General features: G+C 63.2%; 13 protein-coding genes. 6 read left to right on the top strand and 7 right to left on the bottom strand.

What is annotated here, in order from left to right:
- Nucleotides 1-117: 117 nt before the first annotated feature.
- From gyrB to mutM, 7 genes are all read right to left on the bottom strand, one after another.
- The gene (gene gyrB / locus AAF563_01020; GenBank protein MEM7119822.1) at nucleotides 118-2,538 is read right to left on the bottom strand and encodes a DNA topoisomerase (ATP-hydrolyzing) subunit B; all 2,421 of its coding nucleotides are present in this window, start codon (nucleotides 2,536-2,538) and stop codon (nucleotides 118-120) included.
- Nucleotides 2,535-3,704, bottom strand: coding sequence for a DNA replication/repair protein RecF (gene recF, locus AAF563_01015; protein ID MEM7119821.1), 1,170 nt, complete (start codon nucleotides 3,702-3,704; stop codon nucleotides 2,535-2,537). The genes gyrB and recF overlap by 4 nt, the downstream gene beginning before the upstream one ends.
- Nucleotides 3,705-3,724: 20 nt before the next feature.
- Entirely contained in the window at nucleotides 3,725-4,843 is a 1,119-nt protein-coding gene (dnaN, locus tag AAF563_01010; GenBank protein ID MEM7119820.1) for a DNA polymerase III subunit beta, read from the bottom strand.
- A 186-nt stretch (nucleotides 4,844-5,029) separates the two neighbouring features.
- Nucleotides 5,030-6,457, bottom strand: coding sequence for a chromosomal replication initiator protein DnaA (gene dnaA, locus AAF563_01005; protein MEM7119819.1), 1,428 nt, complete (start codon nucleotides 6,455-6,457; stop codon nucleotides 5,030-5,032).
- A gap of 580 nt (nucleotides 6,458-7,037) precedes the next feature.
- Nucleotides 7,038-7,298 (bottom strand): 30S ribosomal protein S20, encoded by a 261-nt coding sequence (rpsT, locus tag AAF563_01000; protein ID MEM7119818.1) that lies wholly within the window; start codon nucleotides 7,296-7,298, stop codon nucleotides 7,038-7,040.
- 125 nt (nucleotides 7,299-7,423) lie between these two features.
- Entirely contained in the window at nucleotides 7,424-7,786 is a 363-nt protein-coding gene (locus AAF563_00995) for a hypothetical protein (protein ID MEM7119817.1), read from the bottom strand.
- A gap of 2 nt (nucleotides 7,787-7,788) precedes the next feature.
- Entirely contained in the window at nucleotides 7,789-8,622 is an 834-nt protein-coding gene (gene mutM / locus AAF563_00990) for a bifunctional DNA-formamidopyrimidine glycosylase/DNA-(apurinic or apyrimidinic site) lyase (protein MEM7119816.1), read from the bottom strand.
- Nucleotides 8,623-8,659: 37 nt separating this feature from the next.
- Here mutM and ubiE point away from each other — a divergent pair, with 37 nt between their 5' ends.
- From ubiE to AAF563_00960, 6 genes are all read left to right on the top strand, one after another.
- The gene (gene ubiE, locus AAF563_00985) at nucleotides 8,660-9,424 is read left to right on the top strand and encodes a bifunctional demethylmenaquinone methyltransferase/2-methoxy-6-polyprenyl-1,4-benzoquinol methylase UbiE (GenBank protein MEM7119815.1); all 765 of its coding nucleotides are present in this window, start codon (nucleotides 8,660-8,662) and stop codon (nucleotides 9,422-9,424) included.
- A 25-nt stretch (nucleotides 9,425-9,449) separates the two neighbouring features.
- A complete protein-coding gene (ubiB, locus tag AAF563_00980; protein MEM7119814.1) occupies nucleotides 9,450-10,997 on the top strand; it encodes a 2-polyprenylphenol 6-hydroxylase in 1,548 nt (515 codons plus the stop codon).
- Between the two features lie 312 nt (nucleotides 10,998-11,309).
- Nucleotides 11,310-12,527, top strand: a complete 1,218-nt coding sequence (gene coaBC / locus AAF563_00975) for a bifunctional phosphopantothenoylcysteine decarboxylase/phosphopantothenate--cysteine ligase CoaBC (protein ID MEM7119813.1) — start codon at nucleotides 11,310-11,312, stop codon at nucleotides 12,525-12,527.
- Nucleotides 12,524-12,973: a dUTP diphosphatase gene (dut, locus tag AAF563_00970; GenBank protein MEM7119812.1), complete on the top strand. Its 450-nt coding sequence runs from the start codon at nucleotides 12,524-12,526 to the stop codon at nucleotides 12,971-12,973. The genes coaBC and dut overlap by 4 nt, the downstream gene beginning before the upstream one ends.
- Nucleotides 12,973-13,779: a molybdopterin-synthase adenylyltransferase MoeB gene (gene moeB / locus AAF563_00965; GenBank protein MEM7119811.1), complete on the top strand. Its 807-nt coding sequence runs from the start codon at nucleotides 12,973-12,975 to the stop codon at nucleotides 13,777-13,779. The genes dut and moeB overlap by 1 nt, the downstream gene beginning before the upstream one ends.
- On the top strand, nucleotides 13,772-14,182 hold the full coding sequence (locus AAF563_00960; protein ID MEM7119810.1) for a DsrE family protein: 411 nt from the start codon (nucleotides 13,772-13,774) through the stop codon (nucleotides 14,180-14,182). Before moeB ends, AAF563_00960 begins: the two co-directional genes overlap by 8 nt.
- Nucleotides 14,183-14,185: the final 3 nt, after the last annotated feature.

Here is a 14,185-nt window from a genome sequence, read left to right as displayed (position 1 = left end):
CATCAAAGGCTGCGTTTGGGACCTAAGACACGGAAACAACGGGCAAAAGAAGGCGTTTCGATGACGCCCTCATGGCGTTCCGCTCGTTGAACGCAGAGAGGATCGCCACCGCGCCGATCAGATATCGAGGTTGGTGACCTTCAGTGCGTTTGTCTGGATGAAGTCGCGGCGCGGCTCGACCACGTCACCCATCAGGGTTTCGAACAGCGAATCCGCGTCGGCCGCATCCTTCACCTGAACCTGCAGCATGGTGCGAGCCTCGGGATCCAGCGTCGTCTCCCAGAGCTGTTCAGGGTTCATTTCGCCAAGCCCCTTGTAGCGCTGCACCGACGCGCCCCTGCGCCCCATCTCCAGCACGGTGTCGAGCAGGCCGGTCGGGCCCTGGATCGTCGTCGGCTTGTCCTTTTTGACGAGCTCGCCTGGATGGGCGTAGGTCGATTGCAGGTCCTCGGCCATTTCGTTCAGACCGCGCGCCTCGCCAGAGGCAATCAGCGGGCCGTCAACGGCGTGGGTCTCCGTCACGCCGCGCACAGTGCGCTGGAAGACGAGGCCACCGGCGCCGTCGGATTCGCCCGACCAGCCGCGTTCGGTTTCCAGCGACAAGTGATCAAGCCGCTTGGCGATGTAGTCGGCGGCCTGGCCCGCGACCTCGGGGTCGCCCAACACATCAGGATTCAGAACGCCCGCTATCGCCGTCTGCTCGGCGACCAGCAACGGCAGGCGGCGGGTCAGTGCGCGCATCAGATGGGCCGCCTGCCGCGCCCGGTCGACCATCTCGCGCAGTTCGATGCCGGCGACCTGGCTGCCGTCATGGTGCACGAAGACGGCTTCTTCCAGGCCCATGTCGATCAGGTAGTCTTCATAGGCGCGCTCATCCTTCAGGTAGACCTCGCTGGAGCCGCGCTTGACTTTGAACAGCGGCGGCTGAGCAATGTAGAGATAGCCCCGCTTGATGATCTCCGGCATTTGCCGGAAGAAGAATGTCAAAAGCAGCGTGCGGATGTGGGCGCCGTCGACATCGGCGTCGGTCATGATGACGATCTTGTGGTAGCGCAGCTTCTCGATATCGAAGTCGTCGGTACCGATGCCGGTTCCCATGGCGGTGATCAGCATGCCGATCTGGTCCGACGACAGCATCTTGTCGATGCGCGCGCGCTCGACATTCAAGATCTTGCCGCGCAGAGGCAACACCGCTTGGTTCTTGCGGTCGCGCGCCTGCTTGGCCGAACCGCCGGCCGAATCACCCTCGACGATGAAGAGTTCGGCCTTCGACGGGTCGCGTTCCTGGCAGTCCGCCAGCTTGCCCGGCAGGTTGGCGATATCGAGCGCGCCCTTGCGCCGGGTGAGGTCACGTGCCTTGCGCGCGGCATCGCGTGCCGCCGCCGCCTCGACGCATTTGGAGACGATGATCTTGGCCTCGGCCGGGTGTTCCTCGAACCACTGGCCGAGCTTGTCGCCGACGATCTGCTCGACCACCGGCCGGACCTCCGAGGAAACCAGCTTGTCCTTGGTCTGCGACGCGAACTTGGGATCCGGTACCTTGCAGGAGAGGATGCAGGTCAGACCCTCGCGCATGTCCTCGCCGGTCAGGTTGACCTTCTCGCGCTTCAAAAGACCCGTCTCCGCCGCATAGTTCTGGATCGTGCGGGTCAACGCGCCACGATAGCCGGAGAGATGGGTGCCGCCGTCGCGCTGGGGAATGTTGTTGGTAAAGCACAGCACGTTCTCGTGGTAGCTGTCGGTCCATTGCATGGCGACCTCGACCGAGACGCCGTCCTTGTCGTCCGAAAACCAGATGGGGTCGGCGTGCACGCTCGACTTGTTGCGGTCTAGGTAGCGTACGAAGGCTTCGACACCGCCCTCGTAGTGGAACTCGGTCTCGACCCGTTCGACGGTGCGCTCGTCGATCAGGCGGATCTTGACACCGCTGTTCAGGAACGCCAGTTCGCGCAGGCGATGTTCCAGGACATCATAGTCGAACTGGATGTTGCTAAACGTCTTGGGTGACGGCGTGAACGTGATGCGCGTGCCCGTGCGCCCGCCCTCGGCTTCGCCGGTGACGGCAAGCGGCGCCTCGGCCTCACCAAGGTGAAAACGCATGGTGTGTTCTTGACCGTCGCGCCAGATCGTCATGTCCAGGATGTCGGAGAGCGCGTTGACCACGGAGACGCCGACCCCGTGCAGACCGCCGGAGACCTTGTAGGAGTTGTGGTCGAACTTACCGCCGGCATGCAGGCGGGTCATGATGACCTCGGCGGCCGACACGCCTTCTTCCTCGTGGATGTCGGTCGGGATGCCGCGGCCGTTGTCGGTGACGGAGACGGAGCCGTCGGGGTTCAGCATCACGTCGATGGTATCGCAGTGACCGGCCAGCGCCTCGTCGATGGCGTTGTCGACGACCTCGAACACCATGTGATGCAGACCGGTGCCGTCATCGGTGTCGCCGATATACATGCCCGGTCGTTTTCTGACGGCGTCGAGGCCCTTCAGCACCTTGATCGATTCGGCGCCGTAGTCCTGGGCGGCCTGGTCACTCATACCAATGGTCCTTTCTGGTCGCCCGGGGCGACATCGGCGTCGTTGACGCGGAAAAACTGGGCGCGGCCGGTAAGGCCGCCGAACTGGTCCTCGTCGGTGCCACTCATCCAAACCTGCAGACCGAGCGTCAGGATCTCATCGAACAGCGCATTGCGGTGCTCGTCGTCCAAGTGCGCGGCCACGTCGTCGAGCAGCATGACCGGCGGGCGCCGACGCGCCTCCAGCCGGGCGGAAGCAAGCAGGATGGCGATCACCAGGGCCTTCTGCTGACCGGTCGAACACAGGTCGGCGGCAACGCCCGTATCGCCGTGATGAACGGCCAGATCCGACTTGTGCGGCCCGTCGGCCGCGCCACCGGTCTCCGCATCGCGCGGCCGGCTTTCGGCCAACTGCGTCTGGAAGGCGTGTTCGGCTTCGACCGCGGGCATGGTTGCGAGCCACTTCTCCAGGGTGCCGTCGATATCCAGATGGGCGCCAGGAAACGGTCCGGCGGCATGGTCGAGCTCGCCGGCCAGCCGCGCGGCGACCTCGCGCCTTGCCGCGGCGACGGCGATGCCGTTCTCCGCCATGGTCTCTTCCAGGGCGCCAAGCCAGACGGGATCGCGTCCGCCCTCGCGCAACAGCCTGGCGCGCTCACGCATGGCGCGCTCATAAGCACCTATGCGTCGTGCATGCAACGGATCGTGGCCGTATACGATGCGGTCGAAAAAGCGCCGCCGCCCGGAAGCGGACTCACGGAAAAGCCCATCCATCGCCGGTGTCAGCCATACCAGCCCCATGACTTCGGCCAGGCCCGACTGGCCGCGCTGGGTCTCGCCGTCAATGCGCACCACCCGGCGCTCGCTTTCGCCGTCGGGGTCGGCTCCTGTGCCGACACGGACCGGTCCCGCCGGGGTCGCAACCGTCGCCGCGACCGCCCAGGTGCCGGCGCTGCCAAGACGGGCGAGGTCGCCAAGCTTGGCGCCTCTGAGCCCACGGCCGGGTGAAAGGTAGGAAATGGCTTCCAGAAGGTTGGTCTTGCCGGCGCCGTTGGGTCCGGTCAGCACCACGGGCGCGGTCTCAACGGCCAGCCTGAGCCCGGTGTAACCGCGGTAATCCGTCAGCTTAAGCTCGGTAAGCGCAACCGGCGCGCCGGTTGTTTGGGCCCATGGTGTCGCTGTTGCCATAAGGTCTGCTGAACCGTTGCCTAAACCCGCATCGGCATCAGCACAAACAGCGTCGTCGGGTCGCTGGTGTCGCGCACAATGGTCGGCGACACCGCGTCCGCCATCGAGAACTGGATCCGCTCGCCATCGATATGGCTTGTCATATCAAGCACATAGCGGGAGTTGAAGCCGATCTCCAGACCCGGCCCGGCGAATTCGACGGGCAGTTCTTCCTCGCCTGACGCGCTGTCGGGGCTGTTGGCCGAGAGCATCAGTTTGTCGCTGTCCAGCGCCAGCTTGATCGAGCGCGACTTGTCGGTCGAGATCGCGGCCATGCGGTCGACCGCGTCGATAAAGGGCCGGCTGTCGATCTCCAGCATCTTGTCGTTGTTTTGCGGGATCACCCGTTCGTAATCCGGGAACGTGCCGTCGATCAGCTTGGTGGTCAGAACGACGGTGTCGAAGGTGTAACGGATCTTGGTATCCGACATGTCGATCTGGACCGCGCCGTCCATCTCGTCGATCAGCTTCCGAAGTTCGCCGATCGCCTTGCGCGGCACGATCACGCCGGGCATGCCGTCGGCGCCGTCAGGCAGGTCGGAATCGACGCGCGCCAGCCGATGCCCGTCGGTCGCGACGGCGCGGAGCGCCTGGCCGTCTTCACCGTCGGCGCAATGCAGATAGATACCGTTCAGGTAATAGCGGGTTTCCTCGGTCGAGACGGCGAACCGCGTTTTGTCGATCAGGCGGCGCAGCTCGCTAGCCGGTAGCGCAAAGTGATGGCTGAGCTCACCGCCCGACATGACCGGAAAGTCCTCCGGCGGCAGGCAGGGCAGGCGGAAGTTGATGCGCCCGCAGGTGATTTCCAGCCGGCCGGCGTCGCCGGTCGTATCGAGCGCGACCTCCGCGCCGTCGGGCAGCTTGCGGCAGATGTCGTAGAGCGTGTGGGCGGGCGCCGTTGTCGCGCCGGCCACGGCGAGCTCGGCAGGCACCGCCTCAACGACCTCCAGATCCATGTCGGTGGCGGTCAGGCGGAGGTTGCCGTCCTCGGCCTCCAGCCGCACGTTCGACAGGATCGGGATGGTGTTGCGCCGCTCGACAACACTCTGCACATGGGCCAGCGCCCTCAACAGGACGGCGCGCTCGATGGTCAACTTCATGGGACAAACCTGCGCGTTGCTAATGGTTCGCCGCTGCCCGCAAACCACCCGTTCGCTGCGCCCGGATTTGGACGCGAACGGATGACGTACGGCAGGGCCGGAAACTATGGAATGAGACTAGCAGACAAGGACGCCCGCCGCCAGTTTTACGGCCCTGGCGGCGGTGTCGTAAGTTATTGAAATAACTTAGTTTTCCAGCATGCGCTCGAGAAGGTCCACATCCTCGCGGAAGGCGGGGTCCTGGCTCTTCAATTGTTCGACCTTGCGCACCCCATGCATGACCGTCGTGTGGTCCCGGCCGCCGAACTTTCGGCCTATTTCCGGCAGCGACCGGGAGGTCAGTCGCTTGGCCAGATACATGGCGATCTGGCGCGGCCGGGCGATCGCCCTCTGCTTGCGGGCCGACACCATATCGGCCATCCGGATGTTGAAATGCTCGGCGACCTTTTTCTGGATTTCCTCGATCGTCACCCGGCGATCCTGGGCCCGCAAGAGGTCGCGCAGCAGTTCCTGGCTGGATTCGAGCGATACCGGGCGCCCGACAAGCTGGGCGTGCGCGGTAATGCGGTTAAGCGCCCCTTCCAGCTCACGCACGTTGGACGTGATCTTGTGGGCCAGGAACTCCATGACCCGGCGCGGCACCTCGACATCGCTGATCTGGGCGTTCTTGGCCTCCAGAATGCCGAGCCTGAGCTCATAGTCGGTCGGGTGGATGTCGGCCACCAGGCCCCAGCCCAGCCGCGAGCGCAGGCGCTCCTCCATGTTATCCAGGTCGGACGGCGAGCGGTCGCCGGAGATCACCACCTGGCGGTTCTGGTCGACCAGGGCGTTGAAGGTGTGGAAGAACTCCTCCTGGGTCGATTCCTTGCCGGCGATGAACTGGATGTCGTCGATCATCAGGACGTCGACCGAGCGGAACTGCTCCTTGAAGTCCACCTGGGTCTTGAAGCGCAGCGCCCGGATGAACTTGTACATGAACTTCTCAGCCGACATGTAGAGCACGCGGCGCTCGGGCGTGGTCCGGCGGATATGCCAGGCAATGGCATGCATCAGGTGGGTCTTGCCCAGGCCGACACCGCCATAGAGGAACAGCGGGTTGAAGGTGACCTTCTCGGCCTCCGCGACCCGGCGGGCGGCGGCATGGGCGAACTCGTTGGGCTTGCCGACGACGAAGTCGTCAAACGTAAAGCGCGAATCGAGCGTCGCTTCGAAGGCATTGACGTCATCGATGTGGGTAACGGTCGCGGAGCGATTGCTGCCGGTCATGTCACTGGCCTGCACGGCGGTGGTGGCGGCCTGGGCGCGTGCGCTGGCCATCGATCGGCGCGCGGGCGCCTGGCGCGGTGCGCCGACCTGAATGCTGATCCCGGTGATCCCGTCGTTCTCGCCCAGCCACAGATCGCGCAAACGCTGGCCGCAACGCGACATCACCCACTCGCGCATGTTGCCGCTGGGCACCCGCATGACGACCTCGCCATCGGCGACACCGTCCAGCGATAGCGGGCGCAACCATGTCTTGAATGCTGCCTCGCCAAGTTCGGCCCTTAAACGACCACGTACGCGCTTCCATTGCTCCTCGACATCATGATCAAGAGTTACGGCTTCAACGGCCATCGATGTTTTCCCCATCTGCGTCAACGCCACGTCACGTGGCCATGCAACGAGTCGCTAAGGATTCTCAACGAGTCGGCCGTTTCCTGTGAACGCAACAACCAAACGTGTGCGTTGTTCATGACGGCTTCGTTTGCATCGACACTTCTGCACCGCGCCCAACAACAATCTTGCGGTGTTTGAATTTTTCTTTTGGTATCAATGATTTGCACGACTTCGTATCATCCCCTGCTGCATCCCCTTATGGGCGATGCATCACGACTATTTTAGTCTGCGGCTCCAGATCTCGAGACGACAACCCACGCGCCGGGGATAGTGGACTACCCCACCGTTGAAGGCTTTCGCCGAACAGACCTGCCGTTCTTTGGATTTTTTGTTGGCCGGAACCCTCGACCTTGGGTGCACCTTAAATCAACCGCGGAAGCGCAGACAATGGGGTCATCACGCGAACATGACACCGTCACGAAAGACAACAATCGAAAGTTGTATATCTTTGCGGCGTCATGGCAAAGAAAAACGCGCCGGACGATGTCATCCGGCGCGTTCGGAAACGTGAAGAGTGCGCGCCCGTTGGCGCGCAAGATTACATTTGAGCGACGCGACGCGCGAGGCGTGACACTTTTCGCGACGCGGTGTTTTTGTGCAACACCCCGACCTTCGCACCACGCATCAATTCGGGCTGCGCATCTTTCAACGCGGCCTTCGCTGCTTCCTTGTCGCCGGTGGCAATCGCCGTCTCGACTTTTTTGACATAGGTACGGATGCGGCTGAGGCGCACGCGGTTAACAGTAGTGCGGCGCTGCGTCTGGCGAACGCGCTTACGGGCTTGTGCCGAATTGGCCATGATCGTCTCGTTCATCTTGGTGAAATTGGGAGGCGGGTTATAGCGGCGGGCTGGTGCATCGTCAATCGCAGCATATCCGGCGATTCGCGACGTCCCGCATGACAGGTCTCAAGCTCTCGGCACAGTTAACGCGGCGCGAGCGAGAAACTGACCGTCGCAGTGTTGCCTTCGTCGTCCACGACGATCGTCAACACTTCGCCTTCGCGGGTAAAGACCATGTCCTCACCGCTTGCCTGCCAACCAAGTTGGAGCAGCGTGTCGCCATAAAACGTGCGGACATCTTCGGCGGCGACATTGCCATGGGCGATCGCTTCGACGATACGCCCTTCGGGCTTGTCATAGATAATCGCGGCGTCGGGATCCTCGACCAGACCTTCCATGAGTGGCAGGTCGCCGATACCGGCAACAAATGTGTCGTCGTTGTCGGCGCTTATCGGATGAGACAGCGCGATGACAAGCAGGGTCGCGATAAGGAGTCGAGAAGCCATGACTAACGTTGGCAGAAACCGCAATAGAATGTCGAGCGGTTCGATTGAACGATCCGTTTGACCAAACCATGGCAGCCCGGTGTTGGACATGCCTGGCCTTCGCGGTCATAGACCCGCCAACGGTGCTGAAAGTAGCCGAGCTCGCCATCAGCTTGCACGTAATCGCGCAGTGATGATCCACCGGCCTCGATCGCTTCGGCAATAACGTCGCGCACGGCGTCTGCCAGGCGTTCCGCGCGCTTGCGTTTGACGCTGGCCGCCAGGCGTCGTGGCGAAATGCCGGCGCGATAAAGCGCTTCGGATGCATAGATGTTGCCGACACCACCGATAACGGTCTGATCAAGAAGCGCTGCTTTGATCGGCGTGCGTTTGCCGGCCAGGCGGTCTGCCAGATGGGGACCGGTGAACGCCGGTTCCGTTGGATCGGGCGCCAGATGGCGCAACAGCGGATGCGACGTTTCGCTCTTTCGATCGGTCAATGTCATCAAACCGAATCGCCGGGCATCGTTAAAGACGACACTTTCTCCCTGATCGGTGTGCAAGACGACGTGGTCATGAGCTTCAAGCGGCGCGTTGTTGCCCTTTGGTTTGACAACCATGCGCCCGGACATCCCGAGATGCGCGATGACCACCGTATCGTCGTCGAGATCCAACAAGAGATACTTGGCGCGGCGCCGCAGCGATTCGACACGGTGTCCTTCAAGCCGTGCGACGAAGTCGTCGGGGAATGGAATGCGCAAATCGGGACGCCGCTGTTCAACGCGCGTCAGCACGCGTTGCTCCAAGATTGGCTGCAGACCGCGTCTTACGGTCTCGACTTCGGGAAGTTCCGGCATGGTGCGGCGAAACTAGCGCCGTTTGTGGACGCGCGCTATGGTCGCCGCCATGTTGGGCGACAGCAACAACGACCACGCCACACGCTACGGCGATCGTGTCGTCGGCGAAGACGAAAAGGCCGGTTTGGTTCGCGACGTCTTCGAGAGCGTGGCGCCGCGTTATGATCTGATGAACGATCTTATGAGCGCCGGCGTGCATCGCCTGTGGAAACGTCAGATGGTCGCGGCCGTCAAACCGAAAGCCGGCCACCATGTTGTCGACGTGGCTGGCGGTACCGGTGACATCGCGTTTCGCCTGATTGAACACGGCGCCGGCGTCACGCTGGTCGATATCAATCCGGCCATGTTGGAGGTCGGGCGCGACCGTGCCTTCGACCGCGGCTTGATCGACAACCTCACATGGGTCTGCGGCGATGCCGAAGCGCTGCCCGTGACCGACGGTGCGGCCGATGCCTACACAATTGCGTTCGGCATTCGCAACGTCACCCACATTGAACGCGCGCTTCAAGAAGCGCGCCGTGTGTTGAAGCCGGGCGGTCGCTTTGCTTGTCTTGAGTTCAGTCAGGTTGTTTTGCCGATTCTCGATCGGGCCTATCGTGTCTATTCCGATTCGGTGTTGCCGCGCCTCGGCGGTATCGTCGCGGGCGACCCCGATTCCTATCGTTATCTCGTCGAGAGCATTCGTCGCTTTCCTGATCAACGTGCCTTCGCACACATGATCAGCGAGGCGGGTCTCGGTCATGTTAAGGTTGTCAACCTGACAGGCGGTGTCGCGGCGCTTCATACGGCGTGGCGACTGTAAGCCGACCACGGCAGATATGACCGGTGTGATCGGAAGCGTTCGCCATCTAGCGCGGTTGTTTGCCATCGCGCGAACGCTCGCCCGCCACGATGCGCTATTCCCGCTTGAGATGCTTGGCGTTGCGCCGGCGCTGACATGGGCTGCGCGTCAGGTGTCGCGGCAAGAGGTGCCGGGCCGGCGTGGTGAACGGCTGGGCGCAGCGCTTCAGGAACTCGGCCCCAGTTTCATCAAGGTCGGACAACTGCTGTCGGTGCGGCCCGATCTTGTCGGTGATGAGATCGCGCACGACCTCTCCAACCTTCAGGACAGTCTGCCGGCGTTCTCAGGCGACGCGGCCCGCGCCGCGATCAGGCACGAGTTCGACGAAAGCGTCGAAGGTCTCTTTGAGAGTTTCGACGACGTGGCCGTCGCCGCGGCATCCATTGCGCAGGTGCACTTCGCCACCACCACCGATGGTCGCGATGTGGCGGTCAAGGTGTTGCGTCCGGGTATCGAGGACGTCTTTGCCGCCGATATGTCGCTGGCGCAGTGGTTGGCGGAATGGGTAGAACGCACGCAGCCCAGTCTGCGTCGCCTGAAGCCTGTTGAGGTGGTGCGGACGCTGGCCGAATCCGTCGCGGTTGAGATGGATCTGCGATTGGAAGCCGCGGCTGCATCGGAACTGGCGGAGAACACCGCCGGTGATGCCGGTTTCAGGGTGCCGGCCGTCGACTGGCAGCGCACCGGCCGGCGTGTCATGACGGTCGAGCGGATCAACGGCATTCCTATCGACGAACGCGATGCGCTGATTGCCGCCGGCCATGACCCCGAAAGGATTGTCGAACAGGCCGCCGAGGTGTTCTTCAACCAAGTGTTTCGCGACGGCTTCTTTCACGCCGACATGCACCCCGGCAACCTGTTCGTTGATGACGACGGCATCATTGTCGCCGTCGACTTCGGCATCATGGGCCGACTTGACCGCCAGACCAGGCGCACGCTTGCGGAGATGTTGCTCGGTTTCCTGACGCGCGATTATGGGCGTGTCGCGGATGTGCATTTCGAAGCCGGTTATGTGCCGAAGTCGTCGTCGCGCGATCTCTTCATGCAGGCATGCCGATCGATCGGCGAACCGATCTTCGAACGGCCACTTAATGAGATCTCGCTCGCGCGTCTTCTGGCACAACTGTTTCGTGTCACCGAACAGTTTGGCATGGAGACCCAACCCCAACTTCTGATGTTGCAGAAGACCATGCTGATGACCGAAGGCATCGGGCGCGCGCTGACGCCCGGTCTCAATATCTGGGAGGTCGCGCGGCCACTGATCGAGGAATGGTCCGTCGCGAACCTGGGCCCGCAGGCCAAGATCATGGACGGCGCCAATGATGCGGGTGAGTTTGTACAACGCATGCCGGGTATGGCGCTGAAGGCGGAGAAGCTGGTCAACGACCTGACAAGCGGCGGCCTGAAACTGCATCCCGACACCGTCGATGACATGGCCCGTCAGCAGGCGGCGCGAACGTCCCGGACGCTGCGTTGGTTGTGGCTTCTCGCCGGAATCGCGTTGTTCATGGCGGTGATCGCCCTGATTGATTGACCGGCGTCTTTCACCGGTGCGCCAGCTGGATCCGCGAGGGTTGGACGGCGTCGTATCGGTTGTATCGCCCAGCCGGCCCTGGCGCCCCTGACCGGCACCAGCCATCCCGGTGTTCTCAGATTGTCTGGGCTTGGCAGATTGCTGCGTTGATGCGCGCGAAAGATCCCGCCTAAGGGAGCCGTGCCGCATAGGTATGTGCCAAAACGGGACAGGTGACGTGTATGTTCGGCGCCACGACGACCCCTTGCGCCAACCTCGCCACACGCCTACCTTTTCGCAGGTGCAGCATGGCGATCAGCCGAGGAGGCCCCGATGCTGGACGGCAAACGTCTTCTATTGATCATTTCCGGCGGTATCGCGGCCTATAAGTCGCTGGAGCTGATCAGACGCCTGCGTGAGCGCGGCGCGGTTGTGCGCTGCGTCCTGACGGCCGGCGGCGCGCAGTTCGTGACGCCGCTCTCGGTCGCCGCGCTTTCCGGCGACAAGGTCTATCAGGATCTCTTTTCGCTGACCGACGAGAGCGAGATGGGCCATATCCGCCTGTCGCGCGAGGCCGACCTTATCGTTGTCGCGCCGGCTTCAGCCGATCTGATGGCGCGCATGGCCGCAGGCATGACCGACGATCTGGCCGCAACGGTCTTGCTGGCGACCGACAAACCGGTCCTGGTCGCGCCGACCATGAATACGGCGATGTGGGAGCACCCGGCGACCCAGCGCAACATGGCGCAGCTTAAAGATGACGGCGTCATGTTTGTCGATTCCGGCGAGGGCGATCTGGCTTGCGGTGAGGTCGGCAAGGGCCGCATGGCCGAGCCGGCGATGATTATCGAGGCGATCGACGATTTTTTCGGTGAAGGCCGGCCAGAGGGCGCAACGCGTCCACTCGCCGGCCTGCACGCGCTTGTCACCAGCGGGCCGACCCACGAACCCATCGATCCCGTCCGCTATATCGCGAACCGGTCGTCCGGCAAGCAGGGTCACGCCATCGCCGCGGCCTGCGCCAACCTGGGCGCGAACGTCACGCTTGTCTCAGGACCGACCGTCCTACCCGATCCATGCGGTGTGCATGTAATCCGTGTCGAGACCGCTCGCGACATGCTGGCGGCCTGCGAGGAAGCCTTGCCGGCCGACGTGGCAATCTGTGCCGCCGCCGTCGCCGACTGGCGCGTGGCGATCGAGGCCCAGAACAAGATAAAGAAATCGGGCGCTGGAGCGCCGGTTCTGGAGATGAGCCAGAACCCCGATATCCTGGCGACGCTCGCGGGGCGCAACGACCGCCGGCCGCGCCTGGTCATCGGCTTTGCCGCGGAAACCGGCGATGTCGTTGCCTACGCCCAATCGAAACTGGCCAGCAAGGGCTGCGACTGGATTGTCGCCAACGATGTGTCTGCGGGCACCGGCACCTTCGGCGGCGACGACAACAGCGTCCACCTGGTCTCCGCCGATGGTGTTGAGGACTGGCCGCGCATGACCAAGGCCGACGTCGCCCGGGAACTCGCGCAGCGTATCGCCCAGCGGCTCGCCGCGTGAGCCTCAAGGTCGACGTCCTCCGTCTCGCTCACGGCCGGGATCTCGATCTGCCGGCCTATGCGACGGCGGATGCCGCCGGTCTTGATCTGCGGGCGGCTGTCGACGAACCAGTCCATCTGAAGACACATGATCGCCTCATGGTGCCGACGGGCCTGTCGATTGCCCTGCCCGTGGGCTATGAGGCCCAGGTGCGGCCGCGGTCGGGCCTGGCCGCCAAACATGGCGTGACGGTGTTGAACAGTCCGGGCACGATCGACGCGGACTATCGCGGGGAAGTCATGGTCATCCTGATCAACCATGGCCAAGAGCCGTTCGTGATCGAGCGGGGCATGCGGATTGCTCAGATGGTAATCGCGCCGGTGACGCGGGCCGAGTTCATCGAGGTCGATGTCCTCGACGATACGGCGCGGGGTACCGGTGGCCACGGATCGACGGGGACGGGCTGATGGACATCGCTGATTTCACCGAAGAGCAGCTTCAGCGCTACGCCCGCCATATCGTGATGCCGGAGGTCGGTGGCGCCGGCCAGACCAAGCTGATGCAGGCGAAGGTCCTGGTGATCGGCGCAGGCGGCCTCGGCGCGCCGCTTTTGATGTACCTTGCCGCCGCCGGTGTCGGCACCCTGGGCATTGTCGACAACGATGCCGTCGACTTCTCTAACCTGCAGCGCCAGGTCATCCATACGACCGACCGGGTCGGCGTCGCCAAGACCGAAAGCGCGCGTCAGGCCGTCGAAGCGCTCAATCCCGAGGTCCAGGTCATCCAGCATCACGAGCGGTTCGAGGCGCACAACGCCCTCGACATCGTTGCCGGATACGACCTTGTCTGCGACGGCACCGACAACTTCGCGACCCGCTACCTGATCAACGACGCCTGCTTCCTGGCGAAAAAACCTCTGGTCAGCGCGGCCATGCTGCGCTTCGACGGTCAGTTGACCACGTTCCGCGCGTTTGAGGACGGCGAGCACCCCTGCTACCGCTGTCTGTTTCCCAACCCGCCGCCCGACGGTCTTATCCCGAGTTGCTCGGAGGCCGGGATCCTGGGCGCCATTGCGGGCGTTATGGGCTCGCTCCAGGCGGTCGAGGTCCTGAAGGAGATCCTGGAGCTCGGTGAGCGTTTGGACGGCACCCTGGTGATCTATGACGCCTTGGGCGCCGAGTTCCGGCGTGTAAGCTACGGCGCCGATCCCGACTGCGCCCTCTGCGGGCCGCAGGCGACGATCAAAGACCTCTCCGAGCATGCCAATGGCTGATCTGGGGAAAAACCAGGGCCGCCTTTCGATTGTCGTCCACGCTGGTGCGTTCGACCGCGTTCATTACGCGCTGATGATGGCGGCGGCGGCCGCGGCGGTGGACAGGCCCGTGACGCTCTTCTTCACCATGGGTGCGACCCAGGCGCTGCGCCGACCCGACGGCTGGGTAAACCTGTCGGGCGCCGAATGGGACGATCACTTGAAGGAGCGCAACATCGCCGACTTCGAGACGTTGTTGTTGTCCTGCGCCGCGATGGATGTGGGCTTCATGGTCTGCGAAGCCGGCCTGAAGGCCGAGGACATGTCCGCCGAAGACTTGCGCGACGATATTGCGATTGAGGTCAGCGGCCTCGTGACCTTCTTCGGACAGACGGAGGCCGAAGGCCAGACGCTGTTCGTTTAGGTC

It is taken from the genome of Pseudomonadota bacterium (assembly GCA_039028155.1).
Lineage (GTDB): Bacteria > Pseudomonadota > Alphaproteobacteria > SP197 > SP197 > JANQGO01.
Note: the sequence above shows the minus strand (reverse complement) of the source record. Positions and strands in the feature narration are given on the sequence as shown.

Bases quoted from the DNA above. Each gene is read 5' to 3' on its own strand.
- gyrB (MEM7119822.1), bottom strand. From the start codon at position 2,538: ATGAGTGACCAGGCCGCCCAGGACTACGGCGCCGAATCGATCAAGGTG.
- recF (MEM7119821.1), bottom strand. From the start codon at position 3,704: ATGGCAACAGCGACACCATGGGCCCAAACAACCGGCGCGCCGGTTGCG.
- dnaA (MEM7119819.1), bottom strand. From the start codon at position 6,457: ATGGCCGTTGAAGCCGTAACTCTTGATCATGATGTCGAGGAGCAATGG.
- ubiE (MEM7119815.1), top strand. From the start codon at position 8,660: ATGGTCGCCGCCATGTTGGGCGACAGCAACAACGACCACGCCACACGC.
- moeB (MEM7119811.1), top strand. From the start codon at position 12,973: ATGGACATCGCTGATTTCACCGAAGAGCAGCTTCAGCGCTACGCCCGC.
- AAF563_00960 (MEM7119810.1), top strand. From the start codon at position 13,772: ATGGCTGATCTGGGGAAAAACCAGGGCCGCCTTTCGATTGTCGTCCAC.
- AAF563_00995 (MEM7119817.1), bottom strand. From the start codon at position 7,786: ATGGCTTCTCGACTCCTTATCGCGACCCTGCTTGTCATCGCGCTGTCT.
- mutM (MEM7119816.1), bottom strand. From the start codon at position 8,622: ATGCCGGAACTTCCCGAAGTCGAGACCGTAAGACGCGGTCTGCAGCCA.
- rpsT (MEM7119818.1), bottom strand. From the start codon at position 7,298: ATGGCCAATTCGGCACAAGCCCGTAAGCGCGTTCGCCAGACGCAGCGC.
- coaBC (MEM7119813.1), top strand. From the start codon at position 11,310: ATGCTGGACGGCAAACGTCTTCTATTGATCATTTCCGGCGGTATCGCG.
- dnaN (MEM7119820.1), bottom strand. From the start codon at position 4,843: ATGAAGTTGACCATCGAGCGCGCCGTCCTGTTGAGGGCGCTGGCCCAT.